Raw genomic sequence first — 22,295 nt, 5'->3', positions numbered from 1 at the left:
ATCATCCTACCAAGTCGGTCAAACGTTGTAAATGTCCGAATCCACGAACTTTGTCGGCAAATGGCTTGACCCGCGGAGCCGAGCCGCGCACAATAACGGCAAAAATTGATGCACTCGCAAAAATTTCGTATTACAAGGCCTGGTTGTTTTTCAGGGGCGAAGGCATACATCAGGTATGTCGAGATCCTGAAAAAACGCCGTAACGCCGTAGGGCGGACTTTTTGCGACGCCATCAGAATTCAATCCGGGGAGCTTAACGCATGACCACCACAGAGGACAAGTTGTTCGACATAGAAAACTTCAACGTCAATACGCTTGATGACGAAATCCGCGTCGATGAGTTATGCAAGAAATTTTTGCGTCTTTTTTACCGGGACCTGGTTGAATCACGCAACCTCGAGCCGGAAGATGCCGCGGCTCTGACCTATGGTGCGGACTATTTTCTGCGTGACTTCATCATTGCGGACCGGCGCGAAAATATTTTTCGCATCGACCCGCGCCGCCTGCGTCAGTTCGGCGGCAACTGGTATATTGTCAAAAATGTTGAACCGAATATGGAAGAACTGAATCGACAGCTCGACGGCACGGTCCTGTTTTACCATTTCTGCGCCGCGCATGGAAAATGCCGGCCGGCGCTGGCAGAAGAAATCGAACAAACATGCCGAGATCGAAACTTTTACCAGCAGCGCATCGACAGTTTCTGGGAGATCGAAAATAACTATCCCGACTGGAATCGCGCCTGCGCGCTTGACTGACCTGCCGCCATGACTTCTTCAGCCCCCCGCACCTCAGGCGCCCGAAAAATCCGTGCGGCGCACTTCTCCCTCGCCACCGCCACCGCCCTCAGCGCCGTCAAACTGGTCACGGGCGTGGCTACAGGTTCCATGGCGGTTATTTCGTCGGCGGTGGACTCTCTGCTCGACATCCTGATGTCGGCGGTGAACCTGGTCGCCATCAAGAAGGCGGAGCAACCCGCCGATGAAACACATCCTTTCGGCCACGGCAAATACGAGACCCTGGCAACCCTCATCCAGAGTACGATCATCGCTTTTTCCGGCGGCGCCATCATTTTTGAATCGGCCCGGCGCCTGGCGCGGGGTCCCGAGATTTCGCGCATCGAAGGAGGCATCATCGTCCTGGCCGGATCCATTGTCGCATCCTGGGCCATCAGCCGCTACCTCAAGCGCGTTGCACGCGAGACGGACTCCTCCGCCCTGAGAGCTGACTCGCTGCATTTTTCCATGGATGTCTACACCAACGCCGGGCTGCTGCTGGGGCTGATCCTGATCAAGCTGACCGGCATGAGCTGGCTGGACCCGGTTCTTTCCATCCTTATCGCCATCTACATCATCAGCGAAGCGGTGCGCCTGGTCCGCCACGGGCTGAGCGATGTTCTCGACGAGCAGCTGCCGCTCTCCATCCAGGATGAAGTCTCACGCCTGATTGCCGATCATGGCAGGCTTTATCTGGACTACCACAACCTGCGCACGCGCCGCGCCGGATCCAGAAAGATCATGGATTTTCACCTGACGGTCTGCAAGCTCCTCACCGTCAAGGAAGCCCACAATATTGCCGATCATCTCGAGAAACGCATCGAGGAAGAGGTCCACGATGCCGATGTGACCATCCACGTCGAGCCCTGCGAAGACGAAAGCTGCGTCGGCATCCGCGAGAAATGCCCCCATCTCGCTGCAGCGGCAAAAGCCGTCCCCGGACACCGTGACCCGTTCCTCGACACCACCGATTCCACAAAAAAAGGGGCCTCATAAGAAGCCCCTCCTGAACTTTTCCCGACCTGATCTATGTCCGGTCGCCTGAAGTGAATCAGCTCTGCTTGAGTCGCTCCAAACGCTCGACCACGTCCTGGCTCTGCCTCCGGCGCTCGTCCATCTCGCCGAAGATGCTGTCCGCCATGGTCTGCACCGAGTCCACGCCTTTCTCGATTTCACGCGTGTCTTTCTCCTGCTGAGCAGTGGCAACAACCATGTCGTCGGCCATGTTCTTGATCTCTTCGATCGACTGAACGATGCTGCGCGTCCCCTGCGCCTGCTCGCGGAAAGCCAGCGAGACCTGCGAAGCCATCTCGCCCAACTCCTCGATCGATTGGCTGACATATTCCGCGCTATGGGAGACCTCTTCCGTCGCCTTGCGGATGTCACGGGACATGCCCATGGCGTTGCTGGCGCTGTCAAGAATCCGCCGCAGTGAACTTTCGGTGCCGCGGCCGAGATCCATCCCCTTGGCCACCCAGTCGCTGGTTTTGCCGATATGTCCGACCGCCTGCTCGGTGAACTCCTTGATCTCGTGGATAATCTGGGTGATGGCACCGGTCGAACTGGCTGTTTCCTGAGAGAGTCCACGAATCTCCTCGGCGACAACACCGAAGGAGCGCCCCTGCTCACCGGCCTGGGCAGCGATAATCGCGGCATTGAGGGCCAGCAGGTTGGTTTTCTGGGTGATTTCGTTGATCACCGTCGTAATGTGGTCGATCTGCTCGCTCTTTTCCGACAGCGACGAGATCACGCTGGAAGCGTCCTTGACGGAGGTGGAGATCCCCTGCAGACCGGCCATGGTGTCGGTGACCGACTTGACGCCTTCTTCAGCCTGCTTCTTGACCGTCTCCGACATCTCCTGCGACACCGCGCCGTTTTCCTGAATGTTCTTGATGGTCGTGGAAATCTCGGTCATGGCCGAGATGGAGTTTTCCATGAAATCGGTCAGCAGTTTCATGTTCTGGGAAACCTGCTCGATGGAAACGGAAATCTCGCTGGAGGCAGACTGGGTGCTGTTGACGGCATCGCGCACCACATCGGCCCCGCTGACGATTTCGGTAATGGACGCGGCAGTGGAGGCGGTCGCCCGCTTGAGGGAAGAGATCAGCTTGGAATATTCTTCGCGATACTTGGCGAAATCCTGGAACGTCTTGTTCAACTCACCGATCAATATCTCGACCGCGCCGATCAGGTTTATCTTGGTCAGCGCCGAAGAAACCTGGTCAGCAAAAAGCTTGACGGTATCCACATCGGTTTCATCAAGGTTTTTCTGCTTCTTCTTATTGTCCACCGCAAACAGGCCGACCACCTCGTCGTTGACGATGACGGGGCAGAGAATGAAACTGCGCGAACGCAGTTTAGACATCTCGCTCATGGGAGGCTGCAGGTGATATTCAGACGGCATGGTCCGCGCATTGTCGACGAAGATTATGCGGGATTCGGTCACCGCGTGGTAAAGGGCGCCCGCTCTTGGGTCAAGAGGGATATCGGGCAACTCCTCATTATGGGTTTCATCCTCTCCATCACGACTGCCGGCCCAGTGCATCACCTTCTCCTTGTTATCGACGAGAAAGATATTCACCCGGTCGTAATTCAGAATGCGGTGGAGTCCTTCAGCGGCCAGGTCAAGCACCTCGTCGGCAACCACGGTCTTCTGGATGTTGGCGTTGATGCCGTGAAAACTCTTGATGCTGCCGTTCAGGTCCCGAAAGCGACGCTCGAAATCTTCTTTCTGCAGAGCCACTTCCTGGTTCAATTCATCCAGGCGCTGAGCGCGCTGGTGAATCTGTTGGCTCGATTTGCCGATAAAGAAGCCGAACGCCCCGAGAACAACCGCGGTCCCGCCCCCCATATACAAGTAAAGAGCTGTATTTTCCGGGCCTGCGAAAAGATGGCTTAGAAACTGTTCCCAGAACCCCTGGCCGGAACGCCAGAAGAGCAACGGGTGCAGAATCAGCCAACCGATAGGGGCGAGAATGCCGAGCATAACCCCGCCGGCTGCGTAGAGAAACTTCCGGTCGATATTGCGTTCCATATCCATCAAGGCTCCCGTTTCCCTTAAAAAAATCTGAGAATCCAATGTCCACTCAGCTCGGGTGGAAACAAATGGTCAGATTTTATTCATTAGGGGTAGACTAAAACGCAAACACATAAAAATCAAGCAAAATATTAGCGAAATATCATACCAAAACAAGGTAGCTGAAAAACGCCCGGCAGGGTGGAAAGAAAGTCCAGGAACAGGGGAAGGAAAATCGGAATCAGGGCCACAGGGCGTCGGTGCAGCCGGCGATATGGGCAGCCCCGAGAATGCCGGCATCGTCGCCGAGTTCCCCGGCGACAATGCGCAGGCGGCGCGCACTGACCTCAAACGCTCGACGGGACAATTCACCGTCAAGACTTGGCCGCATCAGGTCGAGGCTCAAACTGACTCCGCCGCAGATCACAACGGCTTCAGGATTAAGGACGTTGGCAATCATCGCCAGCCCCTGGCCGAGACGCCTGCCGGCTTCGTTAAGGACGTCCAGGGCCAGTGCATCCCCTTCACGGGCGGCACGGCCTACGGCGAGCGCGGTCAACGCGTCGGCGTCCAGAGATTCAAGGCTGGAGCGTCGTCCCTGCACCAGCTCCTCCCGAACAGAGCGTAAAATTCCCGTTGCGGAGGCATACTGCTCAAGGCAGCCGCGACTGCCGCACCTGCAGGGCCGGCCGTCGGGTTCGACCACGACATGTCCGAATTCACCCGCGGCCCCATCGGAGCCGACCCACAAGCGCCCCCCCAGCACCAGGCCTCCACCGACGCCGGTCCCCAGCGTCACGGCAAGAAAAGAACTGTTGTCGCGGACAGCGCCCCAGGCGTGTTCACCCCAGGCAATCGCATTGGCATCGTTGATGACACGCACTGACCACTGACCAAGTTCAGCAAGCCGTGCAGAAAAATCAACGCCGTTGAGCCAACTGAGGTTGGGAGCGACCATGACTTTGCCCTGGTAATCGACCAGCCCCGGAACGCCTGCGCCGAGGGCGACAATTTCCCCACCGGCTCCGCGGACTGCGATCTCAAACTCCCGGCAGATGACCTCGATTTTAGCCATCAGGCCATCGACGTGGTCGAAATCCCGACTGCTGAAACGCTCGCGCCGACAAACACGGCCCTGACCATCCACAAGAGCCATCCGGCAATTAGTGCCGCCAAGATCAATGCCGACCAGAAAACGCCGCTGCATAAAAGTGTCGTCGCCTGAATTGTTCATATCATTCCCGCGGACGTCGTGAAGATTCTTCCGTCCCGATGGCAAGCCGCGAAAATCCCGAAGTGCGGGCCAGGTCCATCAACTCGACCACCATGCCATGGCGGGCCTCGCGATCCGCCAGCAGAAGAAAGGTAATCTGACCGGCGTCGTCCCGCTTTCCTTCAAGAAATTTTTCGAGTTGTGCCTTGGTGGTCGGTTCATCACCGAGGAAGATCTCGCCTTCATTCGTGAGATAGACCTTGATCTCTTCAGGTTCACGATCAACGGAGCGCGCCGAAGATTCAGGCAGACGGATATCGATTCCCGGCGTCTCAACGAAGGTGGTGGAGATCATGAAAAAGATCAGCAGCAGAAAAACCACGTCCACCATGGGAGTCATATCGATGCGTGCATCATCTTGTTGCTTGCGGCGAAAAGCCATGAATCAGCTCCCGAGGACATCCACCAGATGAAGGGAATACTCCTCCATCTCAAGGGTAATACGGTCGGCACGGCTGGTCAGGTAGCGATGCCCGAGAATGGTGGGAATGGCAACGGTCAGACCGGCCGCAGTCGTGATCAGGGCCTGGGAAATGCCGCCGCCAAGGGTGGCGGGCGTCCCCACTCCCTGAAGAGCGATGACGTTGAAGGCTTCGATCATACCCCACACGGTTCCCAGCAGACCCAGCAGGGGGCTGATGTTGGCGATCGTCGCCATCAGGCCAAGGTAGCGCGACAGGGGGGCCGATTCACGGTTGCCTGCCTCTTCGACCAGGGTCTTGATCTGCTCACGCGGGCGTCCCGCCACGCGCAGCGCGGCGATGAAAATGCGCGCCAGGGGGGTATCGGCACGCTGGCAGACAATAATCGCCTCGTCATGGCGACCTTTGCCGGCCAGCGACTCGACTTCATGGAACAGCCCCTGCGAGCCGCGACGAATGCGGAAATAGACGAATACCCGCTCCAGAAAAATTGCCAGGGCCAGCACCGAGCAGACCCCGATCGGCCACATGAAGGGGCCGCCTTTGTTTATCAGTTCAAGCATTGCTTACAGACTTCCTTGATCGATCAGTAATTGAGAATTCTTAGCGACATGTATCTTAAACGACATGAAGAGTAGCACAGCGGAGGCTGTCCCGCAAAGAAACGTCTGCATTCTTCACGCCCGGTTTCTGAATTTATCAAATGCGGCACGAAGCTGCTCGTAGGTCTCTTCAAGGTGCTGGGGGACGACCCGCACGTCGGCCATCACCGGCATGAAATTGGTGTCGCCGCTCCAGCGCGGCACAATGTGGTAGTGCAGGTGGTCATCAATTCCGGCGCCGGCGACCCGGCCGATGTTGAGCCCCACGTTGAATCCATCGGGATTGACGCAATCCTTCAGCACATCGCAGGAAAGGCTGATCAAGCGGTGGACTTCAATCAGCTCGGCATCGGTGAAATCCCCCAGGTTGACGGTGTGCCGATAGGGGGCCACCATCAGATGGCCGTTGGTGTAGGGATAGCGGTTAATGATGACAAAGGAATGTTCCCCACGGAAAAGAACCATCCGCTGCCGGTCCTCCTCGGGTTTGGATTTGAGGCAGAAGATACACTCTTTGGGTGATTCTCCCTTGATATACTCCATGCGCCAGGGCGCCCACAAAGATTCCATTTTTTCCTCGCTTGAAATTTAAGTATTCAGATAAATCGGGATTCGACCCCTGCCTTGTTTCAGGCAGACTGAAAAACAGCGACGTTCCTCCAGCAGTGGATCAATCGCAGCGCAGCACCTCTCCATGCAGCGTCTGTTCAAGGTAGAGACGCCCCACCGTCGGGAAAGGCGCCTGCCGCGGGTCGCAGGCACTGCCGGGATTGAACATCAGGGTGCGCCCGTAATGATGATTGGCGCACTGATGACTGTGGCCGAAGACAAGGCAGTCGAGGTCCTCGCCATAAAACTCGCGCCGAATCCGCTCTTCAAGTCCGGCGACACTGCCCCACCCGTGAATAAGGCCGATACGAAAACCTGCCTGATGGATGATCCGCTTCAGAGGCAGACCGCTGGAGGCCGGGTCCATGTTTCCCCGCACAGCCACCACCGGGATGGGGTCGAATGCATCCAGGATGGCGGGATCGACCAGATCACCGGCATGAAGAATCATGGCGGCGTCCTGAAAGAACTCTTCCCGCAGGCGATTGAGAAACTGCCAACTGGCGCTATTGTCGCGCAAATGGGTATCGGAAACAACACCAATGACCACAGGCCTCCCTCCTTCGAACATGACATCACGCAATTTTTAACCACGACAGATACCAATTACCCTAAAGAACGCCCCGGATCAAGCCAAAGGAAGCGAAGGTGGCTGAAATCGGCCACTCTGGTCACCTTCCGGCACCTTTTGAGAAACCGACTATCGAATTAAAACCTTGACCAGGCTTAAACAAACGTTATGTTTGTACTTTAGTGGCAGAATCAAGCTTGGCATTGCCATTGCTATATAACAATGTCACAAGATGGAAAAGTTTCCATTGATCCGCCATAGAGACACTCAGAGCGATTAGGCTTGACAAGTTGTCCGGAACACGATTATGTTTTTCACTATTAATAAAATTACCTGCTTAAAAAACGTGTTTGATTTTGTTTTTTTATTCCCGGTAAAAATTCTCTTGACCAAATCAAAGGGATCGCCTGCCTGGTAAAATCATATTCCATTTTCAAAAACCCCACACATGAAAGGATAAGCGTCTATGTCCAAGCGCCAGGAAGCTTTGGATTATCACAGCAGCGGACGAAAGGGAAAAATCGAAGTCATCACCACCAAACCCTGTGCCACCAGCCGTGACCTCTCCCTCGCATACAGTCCCGGGGTTGCCGAACCCTGTCTCGAAATCGAAAAAAATCCCAACGACGCCTACAAATACACCGCCAAGGGCAACCTGGTTGCGGTTGTCTCCAATGGAACCGCGGTTCTGGGTCTTGGTGACATCGGCGCCCTGGCCGGAAAGCCCGTCATGGAAGGCAAAGGCGTTCTGTTCAAGACCTTTGCCGATGTCGACGTCTTTGACATTGAACTCGACACCAAGGATCCCGATGAGCTAATCCGGACCGTCAAACTGCTTGAACCCACCTTCGGCGGCATCAACCTGGAGGATATCAAGGGACCTGAATGCTTCTACATTGAAGAGCAGCTGCAGGAGATCCTCAATATCCCCGTGTTTCACGATGACCAGCACGGCACCGCCATCATCGCCGCGGCAGGTCTGATCAATGCCCTGGAAATCATCGGCAAGAAACTTGAGGATATCCGCATTGTCGTCAATGGTGCCGGCGCTGCAGGCATTGCCTGCGCCAAACTGGCCATCGATATGGGTGCACGGCCAGAGAATGTCATGCTGGCAGACAGCAAAGGTGTGATCTACAAGGGACGCACCGCGGGGATGAACCCCTACAAGGAGCGCTACGCCGTCGACACGGATGCACGCTCCCTGGAAGATGCCATGAAGGGCGCGGATGTGTTCTTCGGCGTCTCGGTCAAAGGGGCGCTGACCAATGAAATGCTGGCCTCCATGGCCCCGGATCCGATTGTTTTTGCGATGGCCAACCCTGACCCTGAAATCACTCCTCCGGATGCCTATAAGGTGCGCAGCGATGTCATCATCGGTACCGGCCGCAGCGATTACAATAACCAGGTCAATAACGTGCTGTGCTTTCCCTTCCTGTTCCGGGGCGCGCTTGACACCCACGCCAAGGCGATCAACGCCGAGATGAAAATCGCAGCGGTAAAAGCGCTGGCGGACCTGGCCAAGCAGGACGTCCCCGATTCAGTGCGGCGCGCCTACGGCGGCGAGGCGATTAAATTCGGACGCGAATACCTGATCCCGAAACCTTTCGATCCCCGGGTTCTGCTGCACGTGGCTCCCGCAGTCGCTCAAGCCGCAATGGACTCCGGCGTGGCACGCCGCCCCATTGCTGACATGGATAAATACATCGAGCAGCTTGAGGCCCTGCAGGGACGCTCCAAGGAAGTGATGCGCATCCTGATCAACAAAGCCAAGGCCAATCCCAAGCGCATCGTTTTCCCGGAAGGCGACGACGACAAGATCCTGCGCGCCGCTCAGATCATTATCGATGAAGGGATCGCCACCCCGATCCTGCTTGGGAATAAGGAGGAGATCGAAGAGCGGATCAAGGCGCTTAATCTCGACCTCTACCAGGCTGAAATCATCGACCCGGAGAACTCGCCTCTGCTGGAGGACTATATCAACGAATTCTTTGAAATGCGCCAGCGCAAAGGGGTCACCCTTGCAGAAGCAAAACGGCTCATCAGAAAGAACCGCAACTATTTCGGAGCCATGATGGTTCAGGATGGACACGCCGACACCCTCCTGTCCGGCATCAGCCATCACTACCCGGAGACCATCCGCCCGGCCCTGGAGATCATCGGCAAAAAAGACGGCCTCTCCAAAGTTCACGGCCTCTATATGATGGTCACCAAGAAGGAAGCGGTCTTCTTCGCGGACACGACAGTCACCATCGAGCCCACCGCTGAAGAACTGGCTGAAACGGCGATTCTCACCGCACGCAAGGCACGGCACTTCGATATCAAACCGCGGGTTGCCATGCTGTCATTCTCCAACTTCGGCAGCGCCGAGCACCCTCTTACCGTCAAGGTCAAGCGGGCGACCGAACTGGTGAAGAAATGGGCTCCCGAGCTTAACGTCGACGGTGAAATTCAAGCCAACGTCGCTCTCGACCCTGACCTGGTGGCCGCTCAGTACCCCTTCTCCGATCTCAAAGGCGACGCCAATATCTTCATCTTCCCGGATCTGCAGTCGGGCAACATCGCCTACAAGCTTCTGCACAAGCTTGGCAACGCCGAGCAGATCGGCCCGATCCTGATGGGAATGAAGAAGCCGGTTCACGTCCTGCAGCGCGGCGATGATGTTGCAGACATCGTCAACATGGCGGCGGTCGCTGTGGTCGATGTTCAGGAATCGATCGCCCAGGGCTGATCGAAACAAAAATCTCAAATCAAAAAGGGGTGCTTTCGGGCACCCCTTTTTATTTTCCTGATACACCCATCTCTGCTAGGATAGCGCGGTACAAATCATTTTGAGGAGATCACGACATGCGCTACCAGAGTACCCGCGGAAAGGTCAACGGTCTGTCTTTCAGGGAGGCCGTCCTGATGGGGTTGGCCGATGACGGCGGCCTTCTTCTGCCAGAGACCCTGCCGAGGCTGAGTTCCGGCGACCTTGAAAGTCTTTATCGGCTGGACTACCCGGAGCTGGCTTTTCAGATTATTTCCCATTTTGTTGACGATATTCCCTCGGCGGATCTGAGCCGTCTGCTCAATCGCTCTTATGCCGGCTTTACCCATCCGGATGTGACGCCGCTGGTCCATCGCGACGGGGTCTACATCCTGGAGCTTTTCCATGGGCCGACCCTCGCCTTCAAGGATGTCGCCCTGCAGTTTCTCGGCAACCTGTTCGAATACCTGCTCGAGAAAAGCGGCCAGACCATGAACATCATCGGCGCCACTTCCGGCGATACCGGCAGCGCCGCCATTCATGGCGTGCGCGGCAAGAAAAACATCAACATCTTTATTCTGCACCCGCAGGGCAAGGTATCACCGGTGCAGGAACTGCAGATGACAACGGTCACCGACGACAACGTCTTCAACCTTGCCGTCGATGGAACCTTCGACGACGCCCAGGCCATCGTCAAGGAGATCTTCGGCGATGTCGCCTTCAAGAACCGGCTCAATCTCGGCGCCATCAATTCCATCAACTGGGCCCGCGTGCTGGCGCAGGTGGTCTACTATTTCTACGCCTTCGGGCGCCTGCGCCGCGAGACCGGCTGCGAAAAGGCCTATTTCTCGGTGCCGACCGGCAACTTCGGAGACATCTTCGCCGGTTACATTGCACGGTCCATGGGCCTGCCGATTCACAAGCTGATCCTGGCCACCAACGAAAACAATATTCTCAGCCGATTCGTCGAGCAGGGCGATTACTCGCTGGGGTCCGTGGTCAGCACCCTCTCCCCGTCCATGGATATCCAGGTCGCCAGCAACTTTGAGCGCTATCTTTTCTTTCTTCTGCAGCGCGATCCCGAGGCTGTCAACAAAGCCATGGCCGATTTTAAAAAAGACGGCCGCCTGCACTTTTCGCCGGAGCAGATCGCACGGGTGCAGGAAGACTTCCTGGCACAGAGTGTCGACCGTGAACAGACGCTGGCCACCATTCGCGATTTCCACGCCGATACGGGGTATGTTCTCGACCCTCACACCGCGGTGGGCGTTCATGCAGGGCGCTGCCGGAGCGGTGGAGAATACCCGGTCGTCTGCCTGGCCACGGCTCACCCGGCAAAATTCAAAGAAGCCGTCGTGCAGGCCATCGGCCGCGAACCACAACGGCCGGAATCTCTCCAGGGTCTCGAAGAACGGCAGAAGCGCTGCCGCACAATCAGCGCCGACGCCGCAGCGGTTCGAGAGTTTATTGAACAAAACGCCTGCTGATCAGGCATAAAAAAAGCCGGCCGGGAAATCCCGACCGGCTTTTTTTATGCCTCTATCCACCTCGAGGGGGCCGCACACCTCTCAATATCTCAGAACAGGGTCCCCAACACTACGCCAACCGCGGTCAGCGGCCCGGAGTCACTGAGGCCATCGACCGTTTTCTCGACCTTGTTGAGGGTGGTGCGGGCATCGCGATAAATATCGTCCTCATTGATCAAGCGGCCAACAGTCCCCTCTCCGTCATCGATTTTGACGGCAATGCTGCGCACCCGTTTCATGGTTTCTGCCGTGTCCTCATATAATTCGTCCTCGTTGACCAGCCTGCCCAGGGTCCCCACCCCGCTATTGGCTTTCTCGGTCAATTCGCGGATATTGGCCATCGCATCGGCTGTCTGGGTGTGCAGTTCGTCATCAACCAGAAGTCGACCCAGCGTCCCCTCACCTTCTTTGAGGCGGGCAGCTATTTCGCGCACATGGCTCAATGCCTCGCGGGTTTCGACATACAGGCTTTCATCGGTAAACAGGCGCCCCAGCGTCCCCTCGCCCTCACGCAAACGCCCGGTGAGTTCCTTCAGGTCGGCTGAAATCAGTGCCACCTCTTCATAGAGACCGTCATCGTTGACCAGCTTTCCGAACGTGCCCTCCCCCTCATCGACCTTGCGCAGCACACTGCGCAGGTGTTCCAGGGACGCCGTCAACCCCTCTCGACCCTCAGCGACAAAGTCGCTCAACTCTCCCAGCGCCTTTTTCAAATTACGGTCCAGATCGGTGAGCATCTGGTCGATGCTGGTACTTTCGGTGGTCCGAACGGCAGACCCCGGTTCAAGGTAGGGTTGATCCTCCGAGCCGAAACTCAACCCAAGAAACTGCCCGCCGAGCAGGTTGGTCTGCTGAACCTTGGCGTAGCTGTCGGGCTTGACCGCTGTCCCTTCCTTAACCGCAAAAACCACACGGATGCGGTGATCTTCAAGCTCGATCGTTTTCACCTTGCCGACCTGAACGCCGGACAGACGCACCGGGTCGCCTTCGTTGAGGCCCACCAGGGAATCGAAATAGGCGACGTACTGGACCTGATCCTGAAAGGGCTTGATCTCTTCGACGAATTCAATCAAAACCGCCAGTGCAATGAGCGACAGCAGAAAAAACAGGCCAACTTTCTTTTCAGTAGACATGCTCATATATCAATCCCCCGCGATACCTTTCGTGGTGGTGTAGAGAAACTTCTTGATTGCAGGATTATCGCTCTTCCTGATCTCGGAAGGTGTTCCAACCTCGATAATGCGGCCTTCATTGATCATCGCCACGCGATCGGAGAGATGAAACGCAAAATTCAAGTCGTGGCTGACGATCACCGTCGTCAGGTTGACCTCTTTCTTCAGGCTCATGATCACCCGCGCCAGCTCATCCGATGTAATCGGGTCGAGCTCGGCGGTGGGCTCATCATAGAGAATCAGGTCAGGGTTCATGGCTAGGGAACGGGCGATGGCCACCCGCTTTTTCATGCCTCCCGAGAGTTCGGAAGTCATCATATTTTCTTTGCCTTCAAGCCCGACCAGTCGCAGTTTTTCTCCAATGATGCGCCGGATGCGGGCCTCGGTGCAGACGCGTTTCTCGCGCAGCCACAGGCCGACATTTTCCCCCACCGACAGGGAGTTGAACAGGGCCGAGGTCTGAAAGACCATGCTGTAGCGGTATTCTCGCGGCGTGTTCTTCTCTTTCGGTTCGAAGATATCGTGACCGTCGATATAGATGGTGCCGCTGTCGGGTTTTTCCAGCTTGACGATGTGCTTGAGCAGCACGCTTTTCCCCGTCCCGGAAGGGCCGATGATAGAGAAGGTTTCGCCCGGCTTGATCTCCAGGTTAATGTCCTTGAGAACATGCGTCTCGCCAAAAGACTTGTTGAGATCGACGATGCGTATCTCTACCCCGCTCGGTTCGCCGTAGTCTGGAATGCACTCACAACTTGCACTCTCCCTTTCGAAAACCGAGCCGGGAAAACCATGCAGCAGTTTTTCCATCAGGGACGGGGCGTGGTCGTGGTTTCCCTCTCCATTTTTATGTGATGCCATAACAGATATCCATCAAGAAAGAGTGAAAGCGTCGCAAAATTCAGAGGATGGCTAAGCAAAAATTTCGTCCTACAAGGCTTGGTGTTTTTTCAGGGGCGAAGGCATACATCAGGTATGTCGAGGTCCTGAAAAAACGCCGTAACGCCGTAGGGCGGAATTTTTGCGACGCCATCAAAGAGTAATGCGCGTCAGAAAATAATCGGCCACCATGATCAGCAAAAAAGCCATGACGACTGCGCGGGTTGTCGCGCGGCCGATGCCCCGTGCGCCCCCGGTGGTCTGAAAGCCGACATAACACCCGACATGGGCGATGATGCCGCCGAACACAAAAGCTTTCAGCAGGCCCTTGAAAATCTCAATATAGCTTAACGTCTGAACCATGTTATCAAAATACACGCTGAAAGGCACGTTGATTACGGGCGTGACCGAGCTGATCAACCCCCCGCCCAGGATACCGATGATAATGGAAAAGACGGTGATGGCCGGTACCGCCAGCAAACAGGCGATCATGCGCGGCATCGCCAGGTAACGCACCGGGTTGATTTCCAGGGTCTTGAGGGCATCGATCTCCTCGTACACCTTCATCGCCCCGATTTCCGCCGCCATGGACGAGCCGACCCGCCCCGCCACCAGCATGCTGGTCATGACCGGCCCCAGCTCCTTGACCATGGAGAGGCCGACAATGGCGCCGATCACGTTCTGCGTACCGTAAAGGGCAAGCTGAGTCCCGGTCTGCAGCGCCAGAACCATCCCCACGAAGAACGCCAGCAGCGCCGCAATCGGCAGCGTGTCGATACCGATATCGCTCATCTGCTTGAAGATCGCTGGCAGATTGCGCGGCGCCTCCTTGAAATAGAAGATCGTCTGCCACAGCAGTTTGAGCATCTCTCCGGTCGCCTGGGACAGAGAGAGAATCGTTCCCCCGATTTTTTCAAGCATTCGCCCAATCATGGTTCTTCCGTAGCTCCCTCCCAGGACCACCCCCAGGGAGTATAGAGAAAAGAGAGTTTTTTTTCACCCGCATCCCGGGTATAACGAATCAGCCCCTTGAGAAGGCGGAAATCACGGATTTCTCCATCCTGCCGTTCGTAGCGAAACAGGGGGAAAACCTCCATCGCGACATCATCACCACGCTGCTCACGCCAGAATAGATTCCACAACAGCGTCGAAGCCGAATTGCCCTGGCTGTCCCATTTGGCCGCGTACAAGGTCCACAGCGGGGTCCAGTTGCGCTCTATGGCCTCACTGCGCGGAAAAAACGGCCTGAGAAGCGAAAGAGTTGAGAAACTGCGCACCCCGTTTCGGTTCTCGAAGGTAAACAACGGCCAGAGCGCGACCCTTTCCTTGCGAGTGTACTCGGTTTCTTCAGCAATGAGGCGCTCTTCGTCATGGGCATAAAGAAAGAAGAGAATCCTGTTCTTCTCAACGACCAGATCATCGGTCGTCAACCGAGTCTCCAGAAAAAACGGCCACAGGTGCCAGGTGCGCTCCATGGCGCCGGTTCGCTCATAGGAATAAAACGGCAGAAACTTGCGTGACTCCTTGTAGGGCCCATTGGCGACGCGGATCAGCGGCCAGGGCATGTTCCATTCCTCAAAGCCTTTATCCCGGTCTACGACGTGACTGAAAAACGGCCAGAGCCAGGTCCGCCGGGTCAGCAGCGGTGAATCCTCTCGGATGTAGAAGGGAAAATACGCCTTGCGGTGCAGGGGGTTGTCACTGTCCTGCCGCAGATGCTCGTTGAAATATATCGGCCAGATCGCAAAACGCTTGCGGTAGTGCCCCTCTTTCTCCGACTGCCCGTAAAAAGGCCATAGCTTGAAGCCGCGCTCGTTCTCCCCCTCAATACGGGCATAAATGGGCCAGAGAATATTGGTGATTTGGGTATCGTCCTTGATGGTCTGGCCGTAAAGGGGGAAAAGGGCAAAACGGATTTCGTCCCGCCAGAAGCGCCCGACAATCCTGCCGCCGAAGGGAAAGAAGGCGAAGTAGCTGTCGTCGTCGGGAAGTTCACCATAAAACAGGAACGGGAACAGCATGAATTCGTCGTTGCTGCCCTGTTCACGCTCGCCGAAATCCAACTCCAGCAGGTGAAAAAAGTGGAAACGGTTCTTCCCCGGATCCTTCTGACGCCTTGCAAGGGGAAAAAGATATTCGGATAAAGACACCTCGTCTTCATGATCGCGGGCCCCGAAATAAAACGGCCGGATGCTGAATTCGGTTTCGGGACCTTTGCGCTCATATTTGATCAGCGGCCCGAGAATGTGAATGCAGCGGTAGTCGACGGCATCGGAGCGGCGGTCGTCAAAAAGAGGCCACAGGGTGGTGATCCGGTCCTCGCCGGATGCACCCGCCGGGAGAAACAGAACCAGGCCGATCACAATCGCCGACAGTGCGCTTGCCGCCCGGGCGAAAGATGTCATGCCGACACCTCTCCTTTGCGCGCTTACAGATGTCCCGCCAGGACAAATCACCCGGCGACCCTCTCGAGTCCTTCCTGGGCGGGCTTGTAATCGGCATCGATCTCCAACGCCTGCTGAAAAGCCTCGGCCGCGGACCGCAGATCGTAGTTCTTCTCCAGGCAAAGACCGTAAAAATGAAACAATTCAGGCGGCTGATACAGGGCCGTCAGATAGGCATTATCAAGCACTTCGCTCATCACGGCAAGGGCATCGTCGTAACGCTGTTCGTTATAATGTTCCGCCGCCTTGCTGATCCGCTCAATATCATCGACCAGGGGTTGCCCGGGGACATCATCCCGGTCGATGGCAGACAGACGCTCCTCAAGTCGGCTGCGGGCCTCGCCCTGCGGCAGGCGGTCAACCACCCCCTGCCAGCGCCGCGCCGCAGCGGAATAGTCTCCCAGCAGATAATCGATCTGTGCCAGATAATTCAGAGAGGTCAGATCCTCCACCCGCCCGAGTGCCTTCTGAAAATAATTCATGGCGCGAAGCAGATCGGTCCGGCAGTTCGCCAGCTCGGAGAACATGGTCCCCACCTGGTAATAGGCCATGCCGATCTGCTGCAGCAGGCCCGGGTTTTCCGGTTCGAGAAGCAGCAGAATTTTAAGCAGGCGAATTTTGCGGCGGATATACAGGGGGTCGACCTGACGGGCGTCGAGCATCACGATCTGCGAGCCGATTTCGGCCAGGTAATGGGGAAAGCCCTCGTTCAGAATGCGCGCATATTCGGCGGCGTGGGGGCAGTCGGGAAACTGGCGGAGATAATCAAAAAGTCCTTCGCCGATCTGATCATCCGAGAGATGTTCCCGATCGGCATCCTCCTTGCGCAGAGGCAGGGGGATCGCAGGCAGCTCCATCGGCTCGCGTTTGGGCCCGACTTCAATCGTCCGTCCGGGTTCGGGAGTCCACATCACAAAAAAGTCGGGCGACAAGGAAGAACTCATTATTTTTCAATCCCTTAAAGAAAAAAAGTGAAAGGATCAATTCAACTTGCGGGGTCGTAACTCCCATGTCAAGGGTGTTTGGCGCCAGGGAAGGCGCCAATCACACGGCCAGGGATGGCGAAAAGTGTCCCTTGTCATGGGAGTGACGACCCCACGCTGAAACGGTTATAAGTAGATATAGCGGCTGCGGTTATTCTAATACCGGCCGCCGGTATAAGTGCGGACGCCGGCATCCTCTCCAATCGTCTTGTAGATACGGATGTTGTCCCAGGGCTGATCCATGATGCCGTCGTGGATCGCCCAGCTGCGCCCCCGCACCGTCTTTTCCATCCCCGGCTGACGAAAAGGGGTGGATCCGTCGAGGCGCTGGAACAGAACACCGCCGGGCTGGAATTCGCGATCGATCCAGTGCATGAGCTGTTTGCCGGTCAGGTAGTCAAACCCGTACCCTTCATAGCGCACCGCGTTGTCGTAGGAAAGCGGCTCGGCCATGATGGTGTCGATCCCCAGCGAATCGATAAACCGCTCGAACTGGGCGAAAAACTGCGAAAACATCTTAAGGCCCCGGTGCACCTGGTTGGGCGCCAGCCCGGCCTGCATGGCGCGGATCTCTTCGGGGATGTTGCGCCGCACCGTGGCAAAGCAATTGTCGCGGCCGGCCTCGTCCACATCCACATTGAAGCGGGGCGAATCGAGATCGTTGATCAGGCAGAAGGACAGCTCGATCTGGCCGAAGGGAGTATCGGCAACCTCCACGAAAAACAGGCAGTCGCGATCCTGCGGCTGCATCCTTACCTCGATGCGCAGCAGCCCCAGCCCCTCGGGGCAGATAAAATGGACCTTTCGATGACCGTCAGCACCGCACAGCGTCGTTTCATCAATACCGAACTGGGTAAAAACCCGCTCCGGCACAATCTGCTGGTAGATGCGCTCTTTTTCCGCCACCGGCAGCCGGTTGATCTCCGCCAGCGAAAACAGCGGCAGCCCGTCAGGGTCCAGCAGATGCGAGGTTCCCAGGCGGCTCATCATCGCACAATCCCATGCAGAGGGAAAAAATTGCGGCGCAGAAACTCAAGCCTCTCCTCCAGGGCCTCCTCCGCCCTGCGATAATCGTCATCCAGGGGATGGTGAGGCAGATCCCGCAACCGCTGATCCGAAAAACCAAGAGAGGAGATCGTCTGGACAAAGCGCGGCGGCAGAAAATCCGGCAGCTCGATCCCCAGAATCGCCCCCCAGATCAGCGCCCAGCCGCGCGCGACATTGACCTTGTTGTAACCGCCGCCGCCCAGCGCCACCCACCGCAGGCCGCTGTCGCGAAACCAGCGCGCACAATACTCCAGGCTGGCAGTGGTCATTTCCAGCCGCGCCAGCGGATCGGTGCGCAACGTATCGACGCCGAGCTGGGTCACCAGAATATCAGGCGCGAACTTTTCGATCACCGGCGCCACAACCGCATCAAACGCGCGGCGGAACAACCGGTCATCCGCGTGACGGTAAAAGGGAACGTTCAGGGAGAACCCCTTCCCATCGCCTTCCCCCATTTCGTGAACATACCCGGTATGAGGGAAAAAATCATCCCCCGTTTCATGCATCGAAACGGTCAGAACCCGCGAATCTCTGTAAAAGGCTTCCTGAACCCCGTCGCCATGGTGCGCGTCCAGATCCACATAGGCCACGCGCAACCCGCGATCGAGCAGATGGCAGATCGCCACCACCGCATCGTTGAGAAAGCTGAAGCCGGAGGCACGGGCGACATGGGCATGATGCCACCCGCCGGCCATGTTGAACGCGATCCTGTTGCGCCCGTCCGCCACCCGACGCGCCGCCTCCAGCGTGCCACCGGTGCCGAGCAGGGCCCAATCATAAAAGCCGGGGAAGACAGGATTTTCCACATCGCCGAGGCCATAGAAAAAATTGGCCCTCGGGGTTTCATCCTGATTGAATTCCCGAAGAACATCAAGATAATCGGCACGATGAAACCGCGCGACCTCTTCTTCAGTCGCAACCGGGCACTCGACCACCTCGGTCGCCGGGTTGTCCAACAGCCCCAGCTCCTCGATCAGCTCATAAGTCAGGCGATACCGCAGCAGCTTGAACGGATGCTGCGTCCCGTAGGAAAAGTCGCCGAATCGACTTGAGTAGATAAATGCGCGCGATCTGCCCATGAAAGATCCTTAAAGCTCCTTTTTACACCGGCCCGCAGGCAAAGGTCAACCAGGATCGGGTCACCCGGCACTGGCAAAAACCTGCTTTTTCCTTGCTCCCGCCCACCGTTTACGCTAAGGTCGAACCATTCGTATTTACTGTGCATTGTGCATATTTCGATCAAGCGAGGAAAGATATGCTGGAAACAGCCTTTTTTGCCGCTCGACTAATATCAAAAGCCGCCACGGGTTCATGCCCGCTGGCGGCTTTTGTTGTTTCCGGCCAGACTTGATGCCTTCGCAAAAAAGCATCAAACTTTGACGCTCAGGTGCAATCAAGCGGACTGCGAACCCCCTGCCCGCCCTTGTTGAGTACGTGAGTGTAGATCATGGTGGTGCGCACATCCTGATGTCCCAGCAGCTCCTGCACCGTGCGGATGTCGTAGCCATCCTCCAGCAGGTGAGTGGCGAAGCTGTGGCGCAGTGTGTGACAACTGGCCGGTTTATTGAGCCCCGCCGAGCGCACGGCCTGTTTGACGGCATTTTGCAGGACGCTTTCACTCAGATGGTGACGACGCGTTTCACCGCTGCGCGGATCGCGGGAAAGCTTTGATGAGGGAAACAGGTACTGCCAGCCCAATTTTGCCGGGGCTGCCGGATATTTTCTCGCTAAGGCCTCTGGCAGATAGACGCGCCCGTACCCATCGGCAAGGTCGCGTTCGTGTAATTGCCGCACCAGGGCGATCTGACGTTGAAGAGGCTCAATGAGCGACTGCGGAAGCATTGTGCGCCGGTCCTTGTCGCCCTTGCCGCGTCGCACGGTGATCTGCCCATAACCGAAATCGATATCCTGCACGCGCAGGCGTAGACATTCCAGAAGACGCAGGCCAGAGCCATAAAGCAGCCCGGCCATGAGCCAGTGGGTGCCGGTGAGGCCGGTCAGCAGACGCTGCACCTCGTCGCGGGTCAGCACCAGCGGCAGTTTCTGGGGTTTCTTGGCGCGCACGACTTCGCCGAGATCGCCCAGGTCGGTTCCCAGGACCTGCTTATAAAGGAAAACCAGGGCATTGAGCGCCTGATTCTGGGTCGATGCGGCAACATTCTGCCGCACGGCCAGATAAGTTAAAAACTGGCGCACCTCATCCGCTCCCATTTCCTGCGGATGGCGCTTGTTGTGAAAGAGTATGAAGCGACGCACCCAGGCAGTATAAGTCTCTTCGGTGCGCAGACTGTAATGGCGGGTACGGATCGCATCTCTGACGCGATCCAGCAAACGTGGCTGGCTCATGTTTCCCCTCCCCAAAGGTTCTACATTGGAATGCATGGAATACCGGATGTGAGTTGTTCCTTCCGGCGCGTGACTTCAAACGGTATAACACGCAAGCGGTGTTGATGCAAGAAGTTGGTAACTGTTTGGAAATATTTAAATAAATCGATGGCTGGGTGAAAAGGACCGTGTTGTAACACGGCTTTTCGGCGGTCTAATCTATGTTAGAGGTTCACCAAAATTTCTTCTTCCCCGAGCCGGTCAAAAAAAGCGAAGACATCCTGTTTTCGAAATTTGCGCACAACGATTTGCCTTTTCGCATTTTGCGAAAACTTCTCAGCTACTTTTCGGTCCAGCGTCCAGGATATAGCCGTCTCTGCTTCTTCGGGGTGGTTCACCGCTCGATAAGCAGTCACCACGGCGGGCAGATTCCGCCAGCGTTGCCGCTCTCTCCCCTTCATGATCTTGTGTTGGCGCGGCCGATCTGCCAGAAAAAGCCCGCGCCAAAGATCTTGCTGTACTACGGTTCCGCCGAGTTTCCACAGCGTACCGAGCACGTTCCAGTAGTTGGCATCATCAATGATCCGGTGAGCGTTCCTGGCGAAATATTCAGCCATCAGCGGTTCCGGAACATTCATCATTTCTCGAAGAACTGCATTGTCGTTCGCGTTGGCCATTGCAAATCACCTCTAACCAATCAATCAACCGGATTCGCTACGCTCTCCGGTTATTTCGGTCGTTAGGATTAAGGAGAAGAATGGCGACACCAACACCAGAAACAGTTCAAGAGCAGATATCGTGGTCGTATGCGAACCTTGCGCGTGCGCACTCAGCCCTGGAGGATGGGGTCAAAAAATATCAACGGATACACCACATAATCCGCAACAGAACCTACCATGGGTTGCTGTCCGGAAAGATTGCCATGCGGTCGTTATATGACGATGAACGGCTGAAGATGACCGCGCCACAGGCGTGTTATTACTGCGGCGCGAAGGATAGTTTGGCGGTCGATCACCTCATACCGAGAATCCGTGGTGGGCCCGATGATGCGGATAACCTAATCTGGGCTTGCCGCAGTTGTAATAGCTCAAAGCAGGGCCGAGACATGCTGGTGTGGGCAACATCCAAGGGTTTCTTCCCATCGATACTTCTTCTTCGGCGATACACCAAAATTGTCGCTCGATATTGCGATCAAAACGGGTATATGAGCACACCCCTTTGTCAGCTTGTAGATGGGGATATGCCTTTCGATGTGCGACTACTACCGACCAAGTTCCCTCCCCTGGAAGAGCTCATGCTTTGGGTGCCGTCAGAGGGAGAAGAAAATCCTAACAATGCCTTCCACTCGGACGGGGATTCCGCTGCGCTACATCCCCGCCGGTGAAGGCTGGCGTTGTGCGGCCGGAAGATAGGCAGAAAGGTAGACATGGAAACATTGCAGAAGGGGAATTCGTACACCAGAACTGATATCAACAGAATCCTCGGCGGCGGCATCCAAGAGTATCTTCCGCATATGGACGGCCAGGTCGTCTGTGCCTGCCTGAAGGAGAGTATGAACCCGGGCATTCCAGACGTCATCCTGGTCGGCGAAGGGGTCAACGTCGTCCGGTATGCCAAGGTATTCGCATCACAGAAGCAATTCGTACCGGTCTTCATAAAGCGTGAATCTAACGAATGGATCTACGTAGGCAACTACAGGGTGCGAAATGTAAATGAAGAGCAAGGTCATGTAAAGGCTCTAGCGGCAAAGGCGGGTCGCAGTGACCTCGTCATGGTTCTGTATTTGGAAAGGCAACCAGAATAGCAATGCACGCCGCGCAGCGGCGTCTTGTCGTAGAGTAACTTGTTGTTCGCCTCCAAATCGGATAAGTTTGCTGTCGCAGCCGGAATGAGGAGGCCGATTTATC

Annotated in this window: 21 protein-coding genes; 6 read left to right on the top strand and 15 right to left on the bottom strand. The window is 56.3% G+C overall.

Going from position 1 to position 22,295, the window contains the following annotated elements; all coding sequences use genetic code 11:
- Nucleotides 1–260: 260 nt before the first annotated feature.
- Together GSUB_RS06785 and GSUB_RS06780 are read left to right on the top strand one after the other, a co-directional pair.
- Nucleotides 261–755 carry a hypothetical protein gene (locus GSUB_RS06785; protein WP_040199887.1) on the top strand — a complete coding sequence of 165 codons (495 nt, stop codon included), beginning with the start codon at nt 261–263 and terminating at the stop codon, nt 753–755.
- Between the two features lie 9 nt (nt 756–764).
- Nucleotides 765–1,769 carry a cation diffusion facilitator family transporter gene (locus tag GSUB_RS06780; RefSeq protein WP_084211821.1) on the top strand — a complete coding sequence of 335 codons (1,005 nt, stop codon included), beginning with the start codon at nt 765–767 and terminating at the stop codon, nt 1,767–1,769.
- A 55-nt stretch (nt 1,770–1,824) separates the two neighbouring features.
- Here the strand turns inward: GSUB_RS06780 and GSUB_RS06775 are convergent, their stop codons facing one another.
- The 6 genes from GSUB_RS06775 to GSUB_RS06750 form a co-directional block, all read right to left on the bottom strand.
- The gene (locus tag GSUB_RS06775) at nt 1,825–3,813 is read right to left on the bottom strand and encodes a methyl-accepting chemotaxis protein (RefSeq protein ID WP_040199885.1); all 1,989 of its coding nucleotides are present in this window, start codon (nt 3,811–3,813) and stop codon (nt 1,825–1,827) included.
- Nucleotides 3,814–4,030: 217 nt separating this feature from the next.
- Nucleotides 4,031–5,023 carry an ROK family protein gene (locus tag GSUB_RS06770; RefSeq protein WP_052464674.1) on the bottom strand — a complete coding sequence of 331 codons (993 nt, stop codon included), beginning with the start codon at nt 5,021–5,023 and terminating at the stop codon, nt 4,031–4,033.
- Between the two features lies 1 nt (nt 5,024).
- The gene (locus tag GSUB_RS06765; RefSeq protein ID WP_040199884.1) at nt 5,025–5,444 is read right to left on the bottom strand and encodes an ExbD/TolR family protein; all 420 of its coding nucleotides are present in this window, start codon (nt 5,442–5,444) and stop codon (nt 5,025–5,027) included.
- A 3-nt stretch (nt 5,445–5,447) separates the two neighbouring features.
- A complete protein-coding gene (locus GSUB_RS06760) occupies nt 5,448–6,047 on the bottom strand; it encodes a MotA/TolQ/ExbB proton channel family protein (protein WP_040199882.1) in 600 nt (199 codons plus the stop codon).
- Nucleotides 6,048–6,161: 114 nt separating this feature from the next.
- A complete protein-coding gene (locus GSUB_RS06755) occupies nt 6,162–6,656 on the bottom strand; it encodes an HIT family protein (protein WP_040199880.1) in 495 nt (164 codons plus the stop codon).
- A gap of 100 nt (nt 6,657–6,756) precedes the next feature.
- On the bottom strand, nt 6,757–7,245 hold the full coding sequence (locus tag GSUB_RS06750) for a metallophosphoesterase family protein (RefSeq protein ID WP_040199879.1): 489 nt from the start codon (nt 7,243–7,245) through the stop codon (nt 6,757–6,759).
- A gap of 487 nt (nt 7,246–7,732) precedes the next feature.
- Here GSUB_RS06750 and GSUB_RS06745 point away from each other — a divergent pair, with 487 nt between their 5' ends.
- Both GSUB_RS06745 and thrC read left to right on the top strand, forming a co-directional pair.
- Nucleotides 7,733–9,997, top strand: coding sequence for an NADP-dependent malic enzyme (locus tag GSUB_RS06745; protein ID WP_040199878.1), 2,265 nt, complete (start codon nt 7,733–7,735; stop codon nt 9,995–9,997).
- Nucleotides 9,998–10,113: 116 nt separating this feature from the next.
- Nucleotides 10,114–11,502, top strand: a complete 1,389-nt coding sequence (thrC, locus tag GSUB_RS06740) for a threonine synthase (RefSeq protein WP_040199877.1) — start codon at nt 10,114–10,116, stop codon at nt 11,500–11,502.
- Nucleotides 11,503–11,591: 89 nt separating this feature from the next.
- Here the strand turns inward: thrC and GSUB_RS06735 are convergent, their stop codons facing one another.
- From GSUB_RS06735 to GSUB_RS06695, 9 genes are all read right to left on the bottom strand, one after another.
- A complete protein-coding gene (locus GSUB_RS06735; RefSeq protein ID WP_040199875.1) occupies nt 11,592–12,680 on the bottom strand; it encodes an MlaD family protein in 1,089 nt (362 codons plus the stop codon).
- Nucleotides 12,681–12,683: 3 nt separating this feature from the next.
- A complete protein-coding gene (locus GSUB_RS06730; protein ID WP_052464672.1) occupies nt 12,684–13,571 on the bottom strand; it encodes an ABC transporter ATP-binding protein in 888 nt (295 codons plus the stop codon).
- Nucleotides 13,572–13,742: 171 nt separating this feature from the next.
- On the bottom strand, nt 13,743–14,519 hold the full coding sequence (locus GSUB_RS06725; RefSeq protein WP_040202200.1) for an MlaE family ABC transporter permease: 777 nt from the start codon (nt 14,517–14,519) through the stop codon (nt 13,743–13,745).
- Entirely contained in the window at nt 14,519–15,994 is a 1,476-nt protein-coding gene (locus tag GSUB_RS06720) for a hypothetical protein (RefSeq protein WP_052464670.1), read from the bottom strand. The genes GSUB_RS06725 and GSUB_RS06720 overlap by 1 nt, the downstream gene beginning before the upstream one ends.
- A gap of 47 nt (nt 15,995–16,041) precedes the next feature.
- Entirely contained in the window at nt 16,042–16,977 is a 936-nt protein-coding gene (locus GSUB_RS06715; protein ID WP_040199874.1) for a hypothetical protein, read from the bottom strand.
- A 195-nt stretch (nt 16,978–17,172) separates the two neighbouring features.
- Nucleotides 17,173–18,003, bottom strand: a complete 831-nt coding sequence (locus tag GSUB_RS06710; protein WP_040202198.1) for a hypothetical protein — start codon at nt 18,001–18,003, stop codon at nt 17,173–17,175.
- On the bottom strand, nt 18,003–19,142 hold the full coding sequence (locus GSUB_RS06705; RefSeq protein WP_040199873.1) for an acetoin utilization protein AcuC: 1,140 nt from the start codon (nt 19,140–19,142) through the stop codon (nt 18,003–18,005). The genes GSUB_RS06710 and GSUB_RS06705 overlap by 1 nt, the downstream gene beginning before the upstream one ends.
- A gap of 304 nt (nt 19,143–19,446) precedes the next feature.
- Nucleotides 19,447–20,409 carry an integron integrase gene (locus GSUB_RS06700; RefSeq protein ID WP_040199870.1) on the bottom strand — a complete coding sequence of 321 codons (963 nt, stop codon included), beginning with the start codon at nt 20,407–20,409 and terminating at the stop codon, nt 19,447–19,449.
- A gap of 203 nt (nt 20,410–20,612) precedes the next feature.
- Entirely contained in the window at nt 20,613–21,065 is a 453-nt protein-coding gene (locus tag GSUB_RS06695) for a hypothetical protein (RefSeq protein ID WP_040199868.1), read from the bottom strand.
- A gap of 80 nt (nt 21,066–21,145) precedes the next feature.
- On the opposite strand from GSUB_RS06695, the gene GSUB_RS20050 reads away from it, so the two are divergent.
- Entirely contained in the window at nt 21,146–21,772 is a 627-nt protein-coding gene (locus GSUB_RS20050; RefSeq protein WP_040199853.1) for an HNH endonuclease, read from the top strand.
- A gap of 42 nt (nt 21,773–21,814) precedes the next feature.
- On the top strand, nt 21,815–22,192 hold the full coding sequence (locus GSUB_RS06685; RefSeq protein WP_052464662.1) for a DUF6697 family protein: 378 nt from the start codon (nt 21,815–21,817) through the stop codon (nt 22,190–22,192).
- The last annotated feature ends 103 nt before the right edge of the window (nt 22,193–22,295 follow it).

The organism is Geoalkalibacter subterraneus, assembly GCF_000827125.1.
In the GTDB taxonomy this organism is placed as follows: domain Bacteria; phylum Desulfobacterota; class Desulfuromonadia; order Desulfuromonadales; family Geoalkalibacteraceae; genus Geoalkalibacter_A; species Geoalkalibacter_A subterraneus.
The sequence above is the reverse complement of the archived record's forward strand: the minus strand, read 5'-3'. Positions and strand labels throughout refer to the sequence as shown.